At 45.5% G+C, this 19,256-nt stretch carries 18 protein-coding genes; 10 read left to right on the top strand and 8 right to left on the bottom strand.

What is annotated here, in order from left to right; genetic code table 11:
- Positions 1-191: 191 nt before the first annotated feature.
- Both fbp and ppa read left to right on the top strand, forming a co-directional pair.
- Entirely contained in the window at positions 192-1,208 is a 1,017-nt protein-coding gene (gene fbp / locus J4N37_RS01510; protein WP_005430527.1) for a class 1 fructose-bisphosphatase, read from the top strand.
- 125 nt (positions 1,209-1,333) lie between these two features.
- Entirely contained in the window at positions 1,334-1,867 is a 534-nt protein-coding gene (gene ppa / locus J4N37_RS01505; protein WP_010445428.1) for an inorganic diphosphatase, read from the top strand.
- 75 nt (positions 1,868-1,942) lie between these two features.
- On the opposite strand, the gene J4N37_RS01500 is transcribed toward ppa, so the two are convergent.
- The 4 genes from J4N37_RS01500 to tamA form a co-directional block, all read right to left on the bottom strand.
- Entirely contained in the window at positions 1,943-2,281 is a 339-nt protein-coding gene (locus J4N37_RS01500; protein WP_010445425.1) for a DUF2799 domain-containing protein, read from the bottom strand.
- A 64-nt stretch (positions 2,282-2,345) separates the two neighbouring features.
- Positions 2,346-2,693: a gamma-glutamylcyclotransferase family protein gene (locus J4N37_RS01495; protein WP_010445423.1), complete on the bottom strand. Its 348-nt coding sequence runs from the start codon at positions 2,691-2,693 to the stop codon at positions 2,346-2,348.
- Positions 2,694-2,718: 25 nt separating this feature from the next.
- Positions 2,719-6,579, bottom strand: a complete 3,861-nt coding sequence (gene tamB, locus J4N37_RS01490) for an autotransporter assembly complex protein TamB (RefSeq protein WP_252041538.1) — start codon at positions 6,577-6,579, stop codon at positions 2,719-2,721.
- A complete protein-coding gene (gene tamA / locus J4N37_RS01485) occupies positions 6,576-8,288 on the bottom strand; it encodes an autotransporter assembly complex protein TamA (protein WP_252041537.1) in 1,713 nt (570 codons plus the stop codon). Before tamA ends, tamB begins: the two co-directional genes overlap by 4 nt.
- Positions 8,289-8,454: 166 nt before the next feature.
- On the opposite strand from tamA, the gene msrA reads away from it, so the two are divergent.
- Complete coding sequence (msrA, locus tag J4N37_RS01480) at positions 8,455-9,093, top strand: peptide-methionine (S)-S-oxide reductase MsrA (protein WP_252041536.1); 639 nt, start codon at positions 8,455-8,457, stop codon at positions 9,091-9,093.
- A 48-nt stretch (positions 9,094-9,141) separates the two neighbouring features.
- On the opposite strand, the gene J4N37_RS01475 is transcribed toward msrA, so the two are convergent.
- Positions 9,142-9,342: a DUF1107 domain-containing protein gene (locus tag J4N37_RS01475; RefSeq protein WP_010445417.1), complete on the bottom strand. Its 201-nt coding sequence runs from the start codon at positions 9,340-9,342 to the stop codon at positions 9,142-9,144.
- Between the two features lie 214 nt (positions 9,343-9,556).
- Here J4N37_RS01475 and J4N37_RS01470 point away from each other — a divergent pair, with 214 nt between their 5' ends.
- The 7 genes from J4N37_RS01470 to J4N37_RS01440 all read left to right on the top strand — a co-directional run bounded on the left by J4N37_RS01470 (position 9,557) and on the right by J4N37_RS01440 (position 15,146).
- Positions 9,557-10,108 (top strand): YtfJ family protein, encoded by a 552-nt coding sequence (locus J4N37_RS01470; protein WP_010445415.1) that lies wholly within the window; start codon positions 9,557-9,559, stop codon positions 10,106-10,108.
- Between the two features lie 162 nt (positions 10,109-10,270).
- The gene (locus J4N37_RS01465; protein ID WP_010445413.1) at positions 10,271-10,570 is read left to right on the top strand and encodes a DUF2607 family protein; all 300 of its coding nucleotides are present in this window, start codon (positions 10,271-10,273) and stop codon (positions 10,568-10,570) included.
- A gap of 95 nt (positions 10,571-10,665) precedes the next feature.
- Positions 10,666-11,376: a zinc uptake protein ZrgA gene (gene zrgA, locus J4N37_RS01460; RefSeq protein WP_252041535.1), complete on the top strand. Its 711-nt coding sequence runs from the start codon at positions 10,666-10,668 to the stop codon at positions 11,374-11,376.
- Positions 11,377-11,428: 52 nt separating this feature from the next.
- A complete protein-coding gene (locus tag J4N37_RS01455; protein ID WP_252041534.1) occupies positions 11,429-12,157 on the top strand; it encodes an ABC transporter ATP-binding protein in 729 nt (242 codons plus the stop codon).
- Complete coding sequence (locus J4N37_RS01450) at positions 12,154-13,413, top strand: ABC transporter permease (RefSeq protein ID WP_252041533.1); 1,260 nt, start codon at positions 12,154-12,156, stop codon at positions 13,411-13,413. Before J4N37_RS01455 ends, J4N37_RS01450 begins: the two co-directional genes overlap by 4 nt.
- Before the next feature lie 5 nt (positions 13,414-13,418).
- On the top strand, positions 13,419-13,913 hold the full coding sequence (locus J4N37_RS01445; RefSeq protein WP_010445406.1) for a DUF3299 domain-containing protein: 495 nt from the start codon (positions 13,419-13,421) through the stop codon (positions 13,911-13,913).
- A 327-nt stretch (positions 13,914-14,240) separates the two neighbouring features.
- Positions 14,241-15,146 carry a TIGR03899 family protein gene (locus J4N37_RS01440; RefSeq protein ID WP_010445404.1) on the top strand — a complete coding sequence of 302 codons (906 nt, stop codon included), beginning with the start codon at positions 14,241-14,243 and terminating at the stop codon, positions 15,144-15,146.
- 90 nt (positions 15,147-15,236) lie between these two features.
- On the opposite strand, the gene cysC is transcribed toward J4N37_RS01440, so the two are convergent.
- The 3 genes from cysC to cysN all read right to left on the bottom strand — a co-directional run bounded on the left by cysC (position 15,237) and on the right by cysN (position 19,242).
- Entirely contained in the window at positions 15,237-15,854 is a 618-nt protein-coding gene (gene cysC / locus J4N37_RS01435) for an adenylyl-sulfate kinase (RefSeq protein WP_005450533.1), read from the bottom strand.
- Positions 15,855-15,878: 24 nt separating this feature from the next.
- The gene (locus tag J4N37_RS01430) at positions 15,879-17,603 is read right to left on the bottom strand and encodes an SLC13 family permease (protein ID WP_252041532.1); all 1,725 of its coding nucleotides are present in this window, start codon (positions 17,601-17,603) and stop codon (positions 15,879-15,881) included.
- Positions 17,604-17,811: 208 nt separating this feature from the next.
- Complete coding sequence (cysN, locus tag J4N37_RS01425) at positions 17,812-19,242, bottom strand: sulfate adenylyltransferase subunit CysN (protein WP_252041531.1); 1,431 nt, start codon at positions 19,240-19,242, stop codon at positions 17,812-17,814.
- Positions 19,243-19,256 lie beyond the last annotated feature (14 nt).

Below are 19,256 nucleotides of genomic sequence, written 5' to 3'. Positions count from 1 at the left end.
GACCAAGCATTAACCAAGAGATTCGCTTCTTATGCAATAAGACAAATAATTTGCGATCTCAGTCGGTTACTTCATTACCATTAATAAGATCTACGTCATAAACTTACATCTAACGCAATCGTTTAACATCCATAAAGAGATGACCCCATTGCGTGACACCCCCAACGAAATGAAAAATGTAAGGATAAACCATGTCAGGACTGCGCACCCTAGGCGAATTCATTGTTGAGAAACAAGCGGATTTCCCCCACGCTAGCGGTGATCTTTCATCTCTATTAGCTTCTATTCGTTTAGCTGCAAAAATCGTAAACCGCGAAATCAATGCGGCAGGTCTTGGTGATATCACTGGCGCTGTAGGTACAGAGAACGTACAAGGCGAAGATCAGCAAAAACTTGATGTATACGCGAACGACAAGTTCAAAGCAGCGCTCGAAGCACGCGACCAAGTGTGTGGCGTTGCCAGTGAAGAAGAAGATGAAGCGGTTGCGTTCAATAAAGAACTTAACCAAAACGCAAAGTACGTTGTACTAATGGACCCACTCGATGGCTCATCAAACATCGATGTGAACGTATCAGTCGGTACGATTTTCTCTATTTACCGTCGAGTTTCTCCTATTGGTACCCCACCAACAGAAGAAGACTTCCTACAGCCTGGTCACAAACAAGTGGCGGCGGGCTACGTGATTTACGGCTCATCTACTATGTTGGTTTACACCACGGGTAATGGCGTAAACGGCTTCACTTACGACCCATCGATTGGCAGCTTCTGTCTATCTCATGAAAACATGATGATCCCAGAAGACGGCAAGATCTACTCGATCAACGAAGGTAACTACATCCGCTTCCCGCAGGGCGTGAAGAAGTACATCAAGTACTGTCAGGAGAATGTGCCTGAAGATGGTCGCCCATACACATCTCGCTACATCGGCTCATTGGTTGCAGACTTCCATCGTAACCTGCTGAAAGGCGGCATCTACTTGTACCCAAGCACGCAAAGCCACCCTCAAGGCAAACTGCGTCTGTTGTACGAATGCAACCCAATGGCATTCTTGATTGAGCAAGCTGGCGGTTTGGCGTCTGACGGTGTAAACCGCATTATGGATTTGAAACCTACTGAACTGCACCAGCGCGTGCCTTTCTTTGTGGGTTCAAAGAACATGGTCAACAAAGTCGAAGAGTTTCTTGAGCTGAATCGCGAAGAAGACTAATTTCAGACCTTTGTCCAACGCGGCGGGTGTTTACCTGCCGCGTTTTTGTCGTTAAAGTGAACTGCGTAAATATTAGCCAGATTAAGCCTCTAAACGCTTAATCCTCAATGAAAAGGAATATTCAAATGAGCTTAAACAACGTACCAGCAGGTAAATCACTGCCTGACGATATCTATGTCGTTATCGAAATCCCTGCTAACGCGGATCCAATCAAATACGAAGTAGATAAAGACACTGGTGCTGTATTTGTCGACCGTTTCATGTCTGCGCCAATGTTCTACCCATGTAACTATGGTTATGTGAACGATACTCTTTCTCTAGACGGTGACCCAGTGGACGTACTGGTCCCGACCCCTTACCCATTAATGCCAGGTTCTGTGATTCGCTGCCGTCCAGTCGGTGTACTGAAAATGACAGATGAATCAGGTGAAGATGCGAAAGTCTTCGCTGTCCCGCACTCTAAAATCTCAAAAGAGTACGAAGGCATTCAAGATGTTGAAGATATTCCAGAGCTACTCAAAGCTCAAATCACACAGTTTTTTGAACGTTACAAAGAGCTTGAAGCAGGCAAGTGGGTGAAAGTCGACGGTTGGGCTGATGTAGAAGCTGCGAAAGCTGAGATTTTAGAATCTTATGAACGCGCTCAAGGCCAAAAATAGCCTCTAATAAAGAGACAAAGAGCCGCGCTAATTAACTGCGGCTCTTTGTTCTAAGCTGTACTAGGGGCGATTAAATCAGTAACGTTTACTACCCTTGAGGGTTCTGCCCAACTCATATTCTCGACGAAACCTATCGTCAATCTCATCGCAAATACCTCGGTAATAACGCCTGCTTTCACCTAATGAGAAAGCGTCTTGAGCACAATAGTTAGCACGACCTGTTTCATAGCCGTTGCTATACGCCATGTAAAGCTCATCATCTTTGTTAAGCTCTTGCATAGACAGCTTAGTATCACCCGCTTCCGCGCGCTGCATACCGTATTGATTCCATTGCATGCTGTCAGTACCGCTTGGCGGTGTGCTATTAGAACAACCAACAAGCAGCAGTAGTATGATTGGAGATAGATATTTCATCGCAGACCTCCCAAGTCTTTGTTGTATATATCGTCAATGCATACGTTGCTGGTTCAAGTATAGTTCACACTCGCTGGCACCAATCTCCTGAAGCAATCTCTTCGGAAAGTTGTTCTGTATCTTGATAAAGATAGATCCAAGCTTGGCCAAACGGTGTTGCAATGCTCTCTCGTCGGTACTCCACTGGCACATCTTCAAGCAGGTCTAAAGCTTCTAACGTTTGTTCATCAATAAGGTAGACCTCTCCAAACACCCTCTTTTCACCGCGAGACAATGCCGGATAAGGCCCTAGATCGAACAGCGCAAACTGGGCATCAGTCTCATGATGCCCCAAAAACTGTGCTGACTTCAGGTAGTGATGGTTTGACTCTCCTTGACGAAGAGTGCCATAGACAAATACGAGATGCTGCATAACTGCTCCTTGTTATCGAATGCACCTAATCAAACTCGAATTGGTAAAGAATATCGACAGCACTATCTAATCCAGACACCGCCTCGATGTACAAATCCTTCATTAAACGGTAGCGAACGGTGAACTCACCTAACGAATTGAAAATACCAACGCCATATTTCACTTGAAGGCCTGGTAAAATATAGCCACTGACCGTTACTTGAGAGTCATCACCTGAACCTGCCGTGTCCAACTGCAAGTCTTGCACACCGAATGCTTCGCCAATCTCACCAACAACTTTGCCGCTTTTTGCTAAGCTTAGACCGATTAACGTAGTAGTCATCGCATTACCGCCAGATTCCGCATCAATATCTTGACCACGTAATAAGTAAGATAATGCATTTGCTTGTGGCATCGCAGGATCAGAGAAGATTTCTACCGAAGGATCACTCGCGGGTCCCGTCACTCGAACACCTGCAGTGACATCATCTTGAGTATTATCTGGGTTACGAATTGCCTTAATAGAAACATAAGGCTGATCTGCAGGACCATTCATCATGATCTTGCCTTCTTCAATCACCAAATCTTGGCCGAATGAACGGTAAGAGCCATCAATGATGTTTACTTCACCGACAATAAACGGACCTTTATCTTTTTGCGTCACGTTCAAGTTACCTTGCAGCTCACCTTTTAGACCAAAGGCTGACAGCTGAAACTCGTCACCAATTTTAATATTAATATCAGTTTCAACATTAAATGGTAATGCAGGGGTTTCATCAACTGGCTGCATGTCTTTGTTCAAGATAACCGTGTCTCTCGACACACTGACCGCACTTGGTGGCAGCTCATCAATCAAAATGCGCCCCCAAGGTAAGTTAACATTCCCCTCTACTTTGGCTAAAGTTGGCGTGACATCAATGGTCATATCTGGCTCAACTTTAATTTGCACCATTGGTGGCATATCAACTTTCAACTCTTTGGCAAATACTCGGGCTTTGGTGTGCCAGTTTTCTAAGTCGCTCCAATCTGCATCACCATTAATTTCAAGCTTGCCATCAGGTGTAATAATACCCGCATCTAAATCCGCTTGATGACCTTTGAAGTTAATCGCAACTTGCCCAGAGTTAATATCGATTGGCGTGACTTCACCTTGCAACTTCATCTGGTCAATCAAGAACTGACCATTCACTTTCGGATGCATCACATCACCAGACAGAGCCAGGTCGGTGTTCATGTTCGCTTTAAATAGGCTGTACTCACCGATCAGTGGTGCCAAGAAGTCTAAATGGAACGTTGATAGTGATACCTTACCATCGATAGTTGGCTTCTCTGACGAGACATCATTTAACGACACCTTCCCAGATAAATCGCCGTTATCTGTAACGTCAAATAACCACTCGGCATCCAGTTTGTCTTGGGCTAACTTAGCTTTAAGGCTGACACTGTCCCAACCGACCTTAATTGGCTGTTCTAGTGTTTGTTCTACCTGACCTTGCGGCACATCCACATTCACCGTGACTTCCGGTTTCATGTCTGGAGACCATTTTGCAAAAGCGTTGGCGTTCACTGAACCTTGCAGTTTGGTTTCGGCTGGTAAGAACTGTTTGATTTGGTCGAAATCAAAGTTAGTGATGGCTAACTTCGCTTCACCGCTCTTACCGACACTGATATCTTCACTCAAACACACACTTGATTTTGACTGTAGCCAACAGTGTGCTTGTACATCCGCAATCTGCTTATCAATATTGACTTTAACGGCCGTCGATTTCTGTAGTGCCCAAGGGCCTTGTGGCGTACTTAACGTGAGTCGGCGTAATGCACCATCCCAGATCATTTCTGGTTTCTGCTTGAAAGTGCCTTCGATTTCTAAACTACTTGAAACGATGTCTGAAACCACGTCTAGCGTCAGTTGGTGCAGTTTCTCATCGCCACTTAACTCCAAATCAGCACTATCGATTTTAATGTCATCGTAGGTAATGCTCTTCGCAACCAGACTAACATCGGCTTTTGGTGCAGGCAGAGGCGTCACATCCCCTTTTAGAGTGATGGTTTCTACCTTTGCCTGCTGTTGCCAATTCACTTGGTTAAGCGCGAGATCTAAGCTAATGTCTGGCTGCTTTAAACTGCCACGCAGTGCAACTGTACCATTCATCTTACCACCAAGATCAGGAACACTTTTTGCGAAATCGGGGAAGTTAACCTCAACATCCATCAAGATCTGTTTGTCGATCTTACCTTTTGCGCGCAAAGAGTTTGGACCATGAGATAAAGCCAAGCCTTGCGTATTAAGCCGAATGTCTTCGCCCTTTCCTGTCTTATCTGATGCCTCTAGTTGGCCTTCGATATTCAGTGGGTAACCACGCAAAATACCGTCGATGTCCAGCGTAGGTAGGCTGACTTGCCAACCACCTTGCTCAGTTAGAGAGCCAGAAGTTGATAGGCTACCACTGATGTCACCTTCCGCTTCTTTCCATTGCAAACCAGGCTGAATGTTCTTCAAATTCAGATCTGCTTGCCAGTTAATTGGTGCTGACCAGTTAGCCATCACCTTACCAGCTAACTCACCGCCTAACGTTTTGACAACGAGACTGTCCAAATCGATCTGTTCCAGAGTACCTTTACCGTCTAACACCACGTCCACATCAGGAATATCTTTACCCGAAGCCTTAGTTTCTAGCGCAACGGTATAGCCCTTTAGTGAGCCCTTGGCTGCGAGGCTAGGAACAGAAACTTGGTAATCACTCTTACCACTTAATGGCCATTGCGCGGCAACATCTTTCAGCTTGATATCAAATGGCAACTCAGGTTTGAGCGGTTGAACTTGGCCTTCAATCTTGGCTTTCACCAAGTCAGATAACGTCGCCTGCAATGATAAATCGCCAACCGAACCAGATGCAGACAGCGATAGTTTCTGACCTTTTACATCCGCTTGTTTAACCAGAGCGTCAATCTGCGCTTGAATTGGATAATCGGCTGATAATGTTACTTGAGTACTTAATTGGCCTTCCACTTCTGGCATATCAAGTTCTAGCGTTTTGACATCGACTTTGTCACCACCTGCTGTTGCTTCTAGCCCTAGATGGTGAACGACAACTGGAGTGTCGCCAGCTAATTTAAAATCATGAATATCCAGACGCTTTGCTTCAATGGTAAGCGGAATCCATACCTCAGGCAGTACAATCCCTTCAGGTTTAGCTTCTGCTGTAACTTGGGTTTTCGCGTCTTTTTGTTGATCTTCCGTAGAGTCTGGCGTCGCTTTAGCTTGCTTCTCTGCTTGCTTAGTCTTTGGCTCCGTATCTTTTGGTTGCGCTGGTTTCTCTTCTGTCGCACCTTCACTTGGTGCAAGTGCCACATTGATAGCTTTCAATGCAGTTGGAGCAATGACCAATCGGTCACCTTGCATCGACAATGCAGTCGAGAAATCTTGCCAATCAATCTTGTTACCCAAGATGTTCAGGTTGATGTCGTTAAAGCTAACGTTGTTAACAAAAATAGGAACGGGAGTACTGATTGAACGAAGCGGTGGTGTTTCTTCTTCTTGCTCTTCGTTTGAAGGCGGCAGCTCTGGCATCTGGAAGTTTACACCTTGCAGTGACAACTCATCCACACACACTTTAGGATCGAAGAAGCAACGGAAATTAATCGCTAGCGTTAAGCTTTCCACCTTAGCATCAACATGGAGAGACTCATCCACAAAGCTGACGTTATGCAGCGCAAAACGTGGGAATAGCGAACCTTGAATTTGCTCGACTTTAAGCTGCGGTAACGCTTTCTCTGTCCCCCAAAGAGCCAACTTTAGACCTGGATGGGTAAACAAAATTGTGCCGACGAAAATCGCCAGCAACACAATAAGAGTCAGTAGGCCGATTGAGAACCATTTCGTCCACTTCAGAGTTGTTTTGATCATAATTCAGGCCCCAAAGAGAAGTGGATGCGGAAGTCATTCTTAGGCACAGCATCTAGGCCCCATGCGAAGTCAAAACTCACAGGACCAACAGGAGAAGCCCAACGGATACCAACACCGGCACCTGCTTTCCAATCAGGGGTCTTATTGAATGCATCACCGTAATCGCAAAAGGCAGCTAACCACCAATTGCCATAGACACGATATTGATATTCCAACGTGCTGGTCGCAATGTACTTAGCACCCGTCAAAGCGCCACTCTCATCAACTGGTGAAATCGACTCATAGCCATAACCACGAATATTGTTATCACCACCAGCGAAGAAACGCAGCGATGGCGACAGTTTTTCAAGTTCATCGGTAATATTTGCCCCGCCCTCTAGGCGTAACAAACCACGATGATTTTCTCCAATACCGCGAATCCACGATGTACGCCCTAGTAGTCGCAACACTCGAGTGTTAGACAACACCGCGGGATCACCGTACTCGATAGTCACGCTTTGTTTATCTCCCCACATTGGCATATTTCCGCCACGAGTTCGGGTTCTTGAAAAAGACGCCCCAGGAAGGACAAACTGTACACCGTCTTCTTGCAAGCCTTGAGAGTAGTTTTCATACAAGTGACGTACGTACAGAGTCTTATGCCAACCACCATCGGTAATCCAATGGCGCTCCACTGCCAGGTTTGATTCCAAACTCTCCGTATCACGGTTATCAAGACGCTTTAAACCGAACTGAAGTTGGTAGTACTCGTGCAATACATCATCAAGTGGGATTTTATAACCTGCGGTGACAGTTTGCTCTGGCTTAGACAGGGAAAGTGCAGTGTCGAAACTATGGCCTCGTGCACTCACCCACGGTTTTTTCCACTTTAATGTCCCGCGGACACCAGTATCGGTTGAATAACCAATACCCGTTTCAATTTGGTTTTTCGCAGCAGGAGCGAGGGACACTTTAATCGGTAAATCTCGTCCATCGTCAAGCTTAGTTAAATCGGGTTCAACAAACACAGATGAGAACCAATCAGTATTGGACAAGTTTTGATTGTATTGACCGACTTCTGAAACTAAATAGGGTTCCCCCTCCTTAAACGGGCGAAGTGACGCCACACGCTCTTCCCAGATTTGGCTACCCGTAATTTCCACTGAACCAAAGTAGTAGCGGATACCACTGTTGTAATGTAAGCGTACATTCGCCTCATTAAGCTCTGGAATAACTTCAAGCTTACTAAGCTCAAAATCACCATTAAAATAACCACGTTGCAGCGCCAAATTACGAATGCTTGATTTCAGAGAATCATACTCTCCTTGGTTTAGGATACGGCCCACTTTGAGCGGTGACTTATTGAGCAGCTTAGTAAACTCTTCATCTTGATTCGCTTCACCTGATATCACCACGTCCATGACTTTGATTCTGACAGGTTCACCCGGTTGGACGTTAACGATCAACTCATCATTATCTTTCGTAATAGTGTATGAAATTTTCGCATGATAATAGCCGAGCGCATTGAGTGCTTCGGTGATACTTTGTTCTAATCGCGCCTGAAAACGCAAAGACGTAGAGTAATCATCTTCAGGAATGGAAGACAAATAAGCGTTCACATTATCTTCTAGCGCGCCATCAATCCCCTTTATCGTAAGGGATACATCGGCGTAAGTGCTATGAGAAAAGGCAAGTAGGCTGACAATGATCGGAGTAGCTTTTCTTATCATGCTTTTTAGCTGGACGAGGTTAAATAAACGTAAACAATAATAACGCCAAATAAAGGCTAAGTCTGTAATATTAATAGGTTTAACACGGTCTATGTCATCACAACATCATATTCAGACTGAATAGAGTCTTTCGCAAAATTAAGACATGTATTAAAGGATAGATACCATGCTCAACAAACAGACAATGATCAGTATAGAAGATACGCTGCCCGGTAGAGAGGCACCAATGCAGATCGAGGACACGCATTTTGTAAATCAATCGAGCTTAACAGCGCAGCCAAAAGCCAACCAGCAACAGTTATTACTCGGCCTGGGGTGTTTTTGGGGAGCTGAACGTCTTTTTTGGCAACTCGATGGCGTACTCTCAACATCGGTCGGTTACGCTGGCGGTTATACGCCAAACCCAACTTACGAAGAAGTGTGCACCGGCAAAACTGGCCATACCGAAGTAGTACGCGTGGTATTTGATGAACGCGTGATTTCTTTAGAGCAATTGCTGGCGGTATTTTGGGAAAAACACGACCCGACTCAAGGAATGCGCCAGGGTAACGACTTAGGAACTCAGTACCGCTCTGCCATTTATACTTACTCGCAAGAACAACAGAATGCAGCTGAAAAATCAAAAACTCAATATCAACAAGCATTACAAGAAGAGCAGCGCTCGACCATTACGACCGAAATTCAGCCAGCTGGACCATACTACTTTGCAGAAACATACCACCAGCAATACCTAGCGAAAAACCCAAACGGTTACTGCGGCTTAGGTGGCACAGGAGTCTGTTTCCCACCGAGTCTCGAAGAATAGCGACAACAAAAAAGAGCGACTAAAGTCGCTCTTTTACAATTCTTGATTTTAAATTGGGAGAGAGAGAATCGCTTGATTTACTTCTCTAAAAATTGAAAGATGTTGCGGATTTTTGACGTCTGGCAGTAACACTTTTCCATTATCAAAACGAAACTCGCCCACACCGACTATTGAGAACTGACCTTTAAACAAAGTCTTAACGAAACGCGCCACCTGACGTGGACGGTACACAGCAAACTCACGTAGCATAACTCACCTCAACATCCTTTTGAGAAAACACCAATTGCTCTTTCCTGGCAATCTTTATGCGCAATTTGCGACTGAGTTCATTCTAACAAAAATCCTCACTATCGCAACTATTTTGCATATCGTACGTTAAATAATTGTTATAAATGGTTCTACATTTTTATTCACTGTAAGTATATACTTGGAAAGTCTCGCAACCCATACGGAACATAACAATATGAAAACTAAGACTCTCCTCCCGATTTTTTTTGCTCTTGCGCCAAGCTTAGCACTTGCTCACAACCTCTCAATGGGGGAAAGCGTCCCTACCGTTAAGGTTGATGCTTACGGAGAGATCGTAATGCAAGGTGAAGGGGTAGCCTACCAACCTTGGGCAACACAACAAATGCTAGGTAAAGTCCGTGTCATTCATGCAATCGCAGGACGCAGCAGTTCAAAAGCAATGAACGCGCCGCTAATGACCGCGCTAACTGAAGCGAAATTCCCAGAAGATGCTTACCAAACGACAACCATCATCAACCAAGATGATGCGGTTTGGGGTACCGGATCATTTGTAAAATCATCAGCACAAGACAGCAAACAAGAATTCCCTTGGTCATCAATGGTACTTGATGAAAATGGCGTGGTGGCAAACACTTGGGCTTTGCAAGAAGAGAGTTCTGCAATCGTAGTGCAAGACAAGCAAGGTAAGATCTTGTTCGTCAAAGAAGGCGCTCTAACCTCTGATGAAATCAACCAAGTACTTGCTTTGATCCAAGAAAACATCTAATGCACCTCAGCTCCTTGCAGACAATAAGCAAGGAGCACCTCCCCTCCATGAACGTAAGCTATTATTTCACATAAGATAATTTCTCTAGTCGCAACAAAAGAGTGAACTTTTAGCGAGAATGGGTGTTATATTATAACACCAGGTATCGTTTCAGGTTTTAAGATGTCTCCTCGCTGGCAAGTAACCACACATCATTGGCGTCGCACTGTTGTATTACTCAGTGTTGCGTTACTGCTTGCATGGAACTTTGCCACCATCGCACATCAACTTGATCTCATTCCAGAGCACCATAGCCATCATCATTGCCAGATGTTTGCTGGCTCACATCATGGCTTGGCTAAGGCTCAACCAGAACTTCTCCCCCCAACTTACCAGCGTTCGACGTATTCTGACTGTATCGAAACACAGTTTAACGTCAGTGATGTACGCTACACTGCACGTGCACCGCCTATATTTGCCTAAACTTAAGAAGCCCCCATACTAGAAATTAAACGGGTTGCTAACCCTATGATTTAAAAAGCAACCAAACAATACATTACGCAAATTAGGAAAAGATAATGCCTTCTAAACACGCTCTAGCTCTTGTTATCGGACTATCACTAACAGCAACTGCAAACGCAGAGGAATACCGTCAACACGAAGCGCATGTGCACGGTCACGTAGAATTCAATATTGCTCAAGATGGTAAAGACCTACTGATTGAAATCACTTCTCCAGGCGCAGACGTTGTTGGCTTTGAGCACGCACCAGAAAATGCAGAGCAAGAGCAAGCACTTAAACAAGCGATTGCTGCGCTAAAAGATACAGGCAAGCTATTTGCTATCAACAAACAAGCGAAATGTGTGATTGAAGATGTTCACGTATCTCACACACTTAGCCAAGACTCTCATGAAGGTCATGATCACCACGACCATGAAGGCCACGATCATGATAAACATGACCACGATGGGCATGAGCACGACAAACATGATCATGAAAAGCATAGCGAGCATGAGCATGAGGAACACGCACATGATGACCATCACGATCATGAAGGCCATGAGCATCACGACGAGCACGAGGGTCACGATCATGAACACGGCGGCCACGGTGAGTTTACGGCTGAATATCGCTACCACTGTGATTCAGTTGCTGACCTAAACAGCATTGATACCACTTGGTTCAAACTGTTCCCGGCAACAGAAACAATCAGCGTTAACTTGTTCACTGACACAACTCAGTCTGCGACCAACCTAAGCAAAGACAACACTAAGATCGCAATTAAATAACTTATATGGCGTGTAAGTAATCACTTACACGCCATTGCTTTGGTGATTTATTATGACTGAAACCACGTCAAACGTTGTTGAGCTGCATAATGCCCAGTTTGTCTGGCCCGGCTCAGAAAACGCAACCATCCATATCCCACAGTTACACATTGCTCAAGGCGAGCATGTATTTATCAAAGGCCCGAGCGGCTGTGGTAAATCAACTCTTCTTGCTCTGTTAACAGGCATCAATACACTCACATCCGGTGCACTGTCGGTATTAAATACTGATATTGCTAGCCTAAGGGCAAGTCAAAGAGACAAATTTCGTGCCGATCACATTGGCTATATCTTCCAACAATTCAATTTGTTGCCTTATCTAAATGTGATAGAGAACGTCCTAATTCCATGTCAGTTCAGTAAAGTTCGCCGCGACCGTGTTGCTCTCAATGCTTCAATAGCATCACTGGAAGAACAAGCAACAACACTACTAGAGCGTTTACGTTTACCAAAAGAACTGCATGACAAACCCGTTTCGGAGCTGAGTATTGGCCAACAGCAACGTGTCGCTGCGGCACGAGCACTAATCGGTCAACCTGAACTGGTGATTGCCGATGAGCCAACATCCGCACTGGACCATGACAACCGCAAAGCATTTATTGAACTACTAATGGAGCAAGCCAACCTTGCCAATGCCACGCTGGTTTTTGTCAGCCATGACCCAACTCTAGAATCTTTGTTCGACAGAACACTTAATCTGCCTGACATCAATCAAGCGAAGACCCTAGGAGGCGAATCATGAGTGCCGTTGTAAAGCACGCTTGGAAAAGCCTGATGAACCGCAAAGCGACGGCCATTCTCACCATCATGACCGTCGCAATTTCGGTTGTCCTTTTATTGGGAGTTGAACGTATTCGAACCCAAGCAAAAGACAGCTTCGCTAACACCATTTCTGGCACAGACTTAATTGTCGGAGGCCGCTCGGGGCAAGTGAATTTGCTGCTGTACTCAGTATTCAGAATCGGCAATGCCACCAACAATATTGACTGGAAGAGTTACCAAGAGTTTGCTCACCACCGCGCTGTAGACTGGGCAATTCCAATCTCGTTGGGTGATTCGCACAAAGGCTTCCGAGTTATGGGGACCAACCACAGTTATTTCGAGCATTACAAGTACGGAAGTAAGCAACCACTAACCTTCTCTGAAGGCAAAGAATTCAATGGCTTATTTGAAACAGTTCTCGGTTCTGACGTTGCGAAGCAGCTCGACTATAACATCGGCAGCGAAATCATCATTGCCCATGGCATCAGTGATGTTGGTTTTAGTCGTCACGATAATTTGCCATTTAAAGTCGTCGGTATTCTGGAGCCTACAGGTACGCCCGTTGATAAAACCGTACATGTATCGCTCGAAGCGATTGAAGCAATTCACGTTGGTTGGGAAAGTGGAGCACGCTTAGGACCAACACCAAAAGCAGAAGACCTCAAAAGCAGAGACTTCCAACCTAAGCAGATCACTGCCATGTTGGTCGGCTTGAAGTCACGCATTCAAACTTTTGCTCTACAAAGACAAATCAATACTTATCCAAAAGAGCCACTTAGCGCCATCATGCCAGGTGTCGCTTTGCATGAATTATGGGGCATGATGTCGGTTGCAGAGCAAGCGCTGATGGCGGTCTCTGGCTTTGTGGTCGTTGCGGGCTTGCTTGGGATGCTGAGTAGCCTACTGACAAGCTTACAAGAGCGCCGCCGTGAAATGGCAATACTACGTGCTATGGGCGCAAGGCCAAGACATGTCTTTTCACTACTGATCAGTGAAGCAAGTTTGCTGACTTTTGCAGGCATCATTACTGGTGTAGCTGGTTTGTATTCCATACTTGCCCTATTGCAACCGATAATCCAACAAAGCTATGGTATACATCTTACATTAACGGCGCTCTCTCCTTATGAGTGGATGCTACTTGGCTTGGTACAATGTGCCGGTATTGTGATTGGCTTCATCCCTGCATTCCGCGCTTACCGACAATCGCTCAGTGATGGGATGACAATAAGGATCTAGTAAAAATGTGGAAAAAAATACTCGCTAGCTGCTTGCTAGTGATTTCGTTTACTGCGCCAGTCATGGCCAGTGATGAAGCTCTGACACTTGATTGGATAGATCTTGTACCAGAAGCTGAACGGAAAATGTTTGATAGTGTGGGTATGCCAGCCTCCGATCACAGTGGTGGTGCGGCTCAACAGTCAAAGATTGGCAATGTTCGTTCGGAACTGAACGGTAGTGAGGTGAAGATTCCTGGCTTCGTGATCCCTTTAGAAGGCGATGCGAATACAGTGACAGAATTCCTACTGGTACCGTACTTTGGCGCTTGTATCCACGTTCCGCCGCCACCGCCAAACCAGATCATTTATGTAAAATTCCCGAAAGGCGCTCCAGTACAGGAGCTATGGGATGTCATTTATGTGGTGGGGACCTTAAAAACCGAGACCATCAGCCACGAATTGGCAGAAACCGGTTATGTCATTGAAGGCACAGCGATCGAAGCCTACGATGACATGTAGCTTGTTTACTTAATTGAATAGATACACCAAGGCGTCGATTCGGCGCCTTTTTTATGTCTGCAAGTTACACTATGTAGCGAGATAAATACGCTAAAACGCCAACATACAAAACCAAAAGTAGCACTATCGACAGGTGTTTTTTCAGTTTACTTGCATCTGAATATTTCATCACCCCCTCCAAAATAACGATAACAATTTTAACAAGTCATTATCATTTTGAATAGCCTTTATTCTGTAAATACCGGACATGCCTCTCTGGTCGCACAACATTTATCGGTGTAAATTGACAAAGGCATAAAACGCAAGTTCTTGGTAGGGCATCAGCATATGGCAGAATCCATCAAACAACCCGTCGTCATCGAGCACGATGCGAGTTCCTCAACTCATCAAGCACACGATAAAAAATCAAGCTACATCAAAGACAGTGCAAGTCGAGTTCAAACAATTGCACAGACCTATGGCTTAGATGCGTTATTACAAAGCGATCCACCGGCCAAGTCTGCAATAGAACGAGCCCAACTACGAGAACAAAGACGACAAGAGCAAAGACAAAAGAATCTAGAACAGATATTAAAGCTTGCTCATACATCGTGTCGGGATGAGACCGCAGGGGATCCAGACCAAGATTGGTTATATCGCTTCTTTGATATGGCACAAGATATACATAACAGCTCAATGCAAAAACTCTGGGCTCAAGTATTAAAACGTGAGGTAACCAACCCAGGCTCAACATCAATGAAAGCGCTCAAAGTGCTGAAGGACATGACACCTAAAGAAGCACAAATTCTCCAACGAGCATCTTCATTAGCCTGTAGCTTTGGGGGAGATAACAGTCGTAAACTTCTTATTGGATATAAAGCGCATGGTGGCATATTCAGTTTTGGTAAACGAGATACGACCAACAGTCTGAATATGGGGAGCTTCCAGCTTCCTTATTCGAGTTTGCTAGTGTTGATTGAATTGGGGCTACTGCACAGCACCGAATTAGAGTCTGGAGAGATTGGCATTGAAACGCCGTTAATGCTCACGTATCAAGGCAAGAACTTGTCACTACAGGTGAACACAAAAGGTGTGCGCCTGCTGTACTACCGCTTTACTCCAACAGGCAATGAGTTGTGTAAGCTACTTGGCAACAAAACTAACAGTCAGTACTACGATCAGATGTTAGCGCTTTTAAATCATAAATTTAGTGTTCATAGCGAAGCGAAACCTACGGTAAATCACACTGTTTAGTACAGCAAAAAGAGCTTTTGGTCACCTATGATCCAAAAGCTCTTTGAACTGCACAACAACTTTTTGGCCACCTATGATCCAAATGCTTTTTTATCGGATCACGCCGCGTTGTTTAAGGTCGATTAAACACAACTCCACCAGCTCTTCGACACTCTTTTCGCCCGCAGGCAAGTCAATTTCTGGGTTTGCTGGTGCTTGGTATTCTGAGTCAATACCGGTGAAATTAGGAATTTCACCTGCGCGTGCTTTTTTGTACAAGCCTTTTGGATCGCGACCTTCACATACTTCTAGAGACGCATTGACGAACACTTCAATAAACTCACCCTCAGGCAGTAGATCACGCACCAATTGACGCTCAGCGCGGTGAGGAGAAATAAACGCTGACAAAACAATCAACCCCGCATCTGCCATCAGTTTTGCTAACTCACCAATACGGCGAATGTTCTCGCGACGGTCTTGCTCAGAAAAGCCTAAATCGCTGCACAAGCCATGACGCACATTGTCGCCATCGAGCAAATAAGTGTGATAACCCAATTCAGCTAAGCGATTTTCCAATGCACCCGCCACCGTTGATTTACCCGCACCCGATAGCCCAGTAAACCAAAGTACCGCAGGCTTCTGCTTTTTTAATCCAGCACGAAACTGTTTATCAACCGAGTGCTGATGCCAAACGATGTTTTCATCTTTTACCGGAGTTTCGGCAGTCATAACGTATCCTTGTAAATTTAAAGATTAAAACGGAAAGAAGACCGGAATCAGCGTCAGTACTAACACTGAATACACGATGGAAATCGGCACGCCAATTCGCACATAATCGGTCAATTTGTAATTCCCTACGCTGTACACCAACAGGTTGGTTTGGTATCCGTAAGGAGAAATAAAGCTGGCACTGGCGCCAAACAGCACCGCCATTATGAAAGGCATTGGGTCAACGCCATAACCTACCGCCATACTGTAGCCAATAGGGAAAGACAGCGCCGCCGCTGCATTGTTGGTCACGAGCTCAGTTAACACCAAAGTCATGATGTAAGTGGCGACTAAAGCGCCAAACACGCCCCAGCCATTAAAGGCTTCGATAAACATATTGCCCATACGCACCGACAAGCCGGATGAAATCATCAATTGCGCAATAGATAACGCTGAACCCACAATCACCACGATATCAATTGGGAAGCGACGACGAAGTTCGGAAAGCTGAATCACGCCAAAGGCAAGTAGCGCAATCAAATACGCCGCCAGACCTTTGATAATAGGTACGAGTTCCAGCAGTGCACAGCCAATCACGGCAGCAAAGCCAAACAACACCAAGGCAGATTTGTTGGCATCCAAGCGTGCACTCGAATCCAGATCGTTCACCAACACAAACTCTTTTCGATGCGCGCGGCGTTCCGTCTCAAAGCGCTTACCGGGAACCAAAACTAACGTATCACCCGCAGCTAAGGTAATGTTGCCTAAGCCACCTTCAAGACGCTCATGGCCACGACGAATTGCTACGACAACGGCATCGAAGCGATCACGGAAGCGACTCTCTTTAAGTGTTTTATGGCAGAAAGTCGCCGATGAACTCACCACCACTTCCATAAAATTCTGACCATTGAGGTGTTGATGGCCAAACAACGTTAAACCAGGGATTTCCTGTAGCGTCGCCACGCTCTCTACATCGCCACAAAACAGCAGTCGGTCTTTGGCATTGAGGACAAAGTCAGGTCCGACCGACGGAACACTGACACCATCGCGTATCACTTCAGCCAAGAATAGTTTTCTCAGTGCGCGTAAGTTGTTTTCCGTGATAGTACGTCCAACCAATGGCGATCCCGGTTCAACTCGAGATTCTAAGAAGTAAGGTAAATCTTCTTGGCTTTGGTCATCATAGTTTGGCAATAAATAACTCAGCGGAATAAGAATAAGTACTCCGCCCACCAGCACCGCCAAACCAACCATAGTCGGAGTAAAGAAGTTCAGGCTTGGTAAGCCCGCATCCTCAACAAAGCTGTTGATGATTAAATTGGTCGAGGTACCAATTAGCGTCAGCGTGCCACCAAAAATCGCCGCATAAGAAAGGGGAATTAAAAGCTTAGAAGGCGCGTGCTGTTGGTTACGTTTTATCGCACCAATTAATGACACCACCACCGCTGTATTGTTAGTGAAAGAAGAAAGCAAAGCAGTAGAAAAGCCTAGTTTGGCAATAACACTACCAAGATTACCTTCAGAAATACTGCGACTGACCCAACTAATTAATAACGTTTTTTCTAATGCGCTTGATGCAAGAATTAATAGCACTAAAGTCAGAAGTGAAGAGTTAGTAAAGTTTGCCGCAATGGTATTGAGCTCTAACATACCAGCCATAAAAGCAATAAAGGCAGCGCCAGCAAACACATAACTTGGTTTAAGTTTGGTTACGAGTAAACAAGTGATAATGCCAAGCAAAATCGCTAATACAAATCCTTGTTCCCACATAGCCAATCCTTACCAATAAACCCAATACGGGCACAACAACTCGTGCAAACTTAGCTGCACGAAGTGACAAACGAGTAACCAGACAAAAAAGCAAAGCAAGCGAAAAAGAACGCCAGAATGCTCGGTTTCTTGGGCTTCCGGAGCATCCTGGATTCGGGGGAAATCAGCCTGACGGGTTTCGCAACCCCATCAGGCTTGATGAACCAAATTACTTCTTCAGTAACAGGCTTAGGTCTTTAGCTTCCCAGTGTGGGAAGTGCTTACGAACGAGAGCATTGAGTTCAAGCTCGAACGCAGAAACATCCGCAAGACCACGCTCAACAGCAGCCAAGCTTTCTTTCACCATGCCCGCACCAACTGTCACATTGGTTAGACGATCGATGATGATGAAGCCGCCGGTATCAGCACAATCTTGGTAGTTATCCAACGCGACAGATTCGTTCAGCGACCACTCACACAAGCCAATGCCGTTAAGCGGCAACTCCGCTGCGCCGTGAGTCGAAAGGTTGTTGATGTCGTACTGGTGACGAATCGCTTCAACGTGACCCACCGTCTTCTTACCAGCAATCTTAATGTCATAATCACGACCCGGTTGCAGCGGTTGCTCTGTCATCCACACAACGTCAGCCAACAAGTGGTTGGTTGATTCTACTTGCGCATTTTCCAGTACCAATAAATCACCACGACTGATGTCGATTTCGTCATTCAGAGTCAAGGTCACAGCCAGACCTGCTTGTGCTTCCTGTACATCACCATCAAAAGTCACGATACGTGCTACGGTTGAGGTTTTACCTGATGGCAGCGCCTTAATCGCATCACCTACTTTCACTGAGCCTGATGAAATCGTGCCCGAAAAACCACGGAAATCGAGGTTAGGACGGTTTACATACTGAACAGGGAAACGGAAGTCGCCTTCGCCTTTCTCGTGGTCAACGTCAACAGTCTCAAGTAGCTCAAGCAGAGATGGACCTTCGAACCAGCTTAGGTTCTGTCCTTTCTCTACTACGTTGTCGCCTTCTAGCGCTGACAACGGAATGATTTGGATATCCGTCTCACCCGCTAGGTTCTCTGAGAACTGTAAGTATTCATCGCGGATCTCTTCAAAACGTTCTTGTGAATAATCCACCAAGTCCATTTTGTTGATCGCTACAACGAAATGTTTCAAACCCAGTAGGTTAGAAATGAATGAGTGACGACGCGTTTGGTCCAACACACCTTTGCGTGCATCAACCAGAATCACAGCCAAATCACAGGTCGATGCGCCTGTTGCCATGTTACGCGTGTACTGCTCATGCCCTGGTGTATCAGCAATGATGAACTTACGCTTCTGCGTCGAGAAGTAACGGTAAGCCACATCAATGGTGATGCCCTGCTCGCGCTCTGCTTGTAGACCATCTACCAGCAATGCCAAATCTGGCTTTTCACCCGTGGTGCCTACGCGTTGGCTATCCGAGTGAACTGCCGCTAGCTGATCTTCATAAATTTGTTTTGAGTCGTGGAGTAAGCGACCGATTAGGGTACTTTTACCGTCATCTACCGAGCCACAAGTCAGGAATCTAAGTAACGACTTGTACTGGTGTTGTTTTAAATAGCCTTCAATACCAAGCTCGGCTAATTGAGCTTCAACTACACTGTTCATTATCTTTCCTTAGA

This window comes from Vibrio sp. SCSIO 43153 (genome assembly GCF_023716625.1).
In the GTDB taxonomy this organism is placed as follows: Bacteria; Pseudomonadota; Gammaproteobacteria; order Enterobacterales; family Vibrionaceae; genus Vibrio; species Vibrio rotiferianus.
The sequence above is the reverse complement of the archived record's forward strand: the minus strand, read 5'-3'. Positions and strand labels throughout refer to the sequence as shown.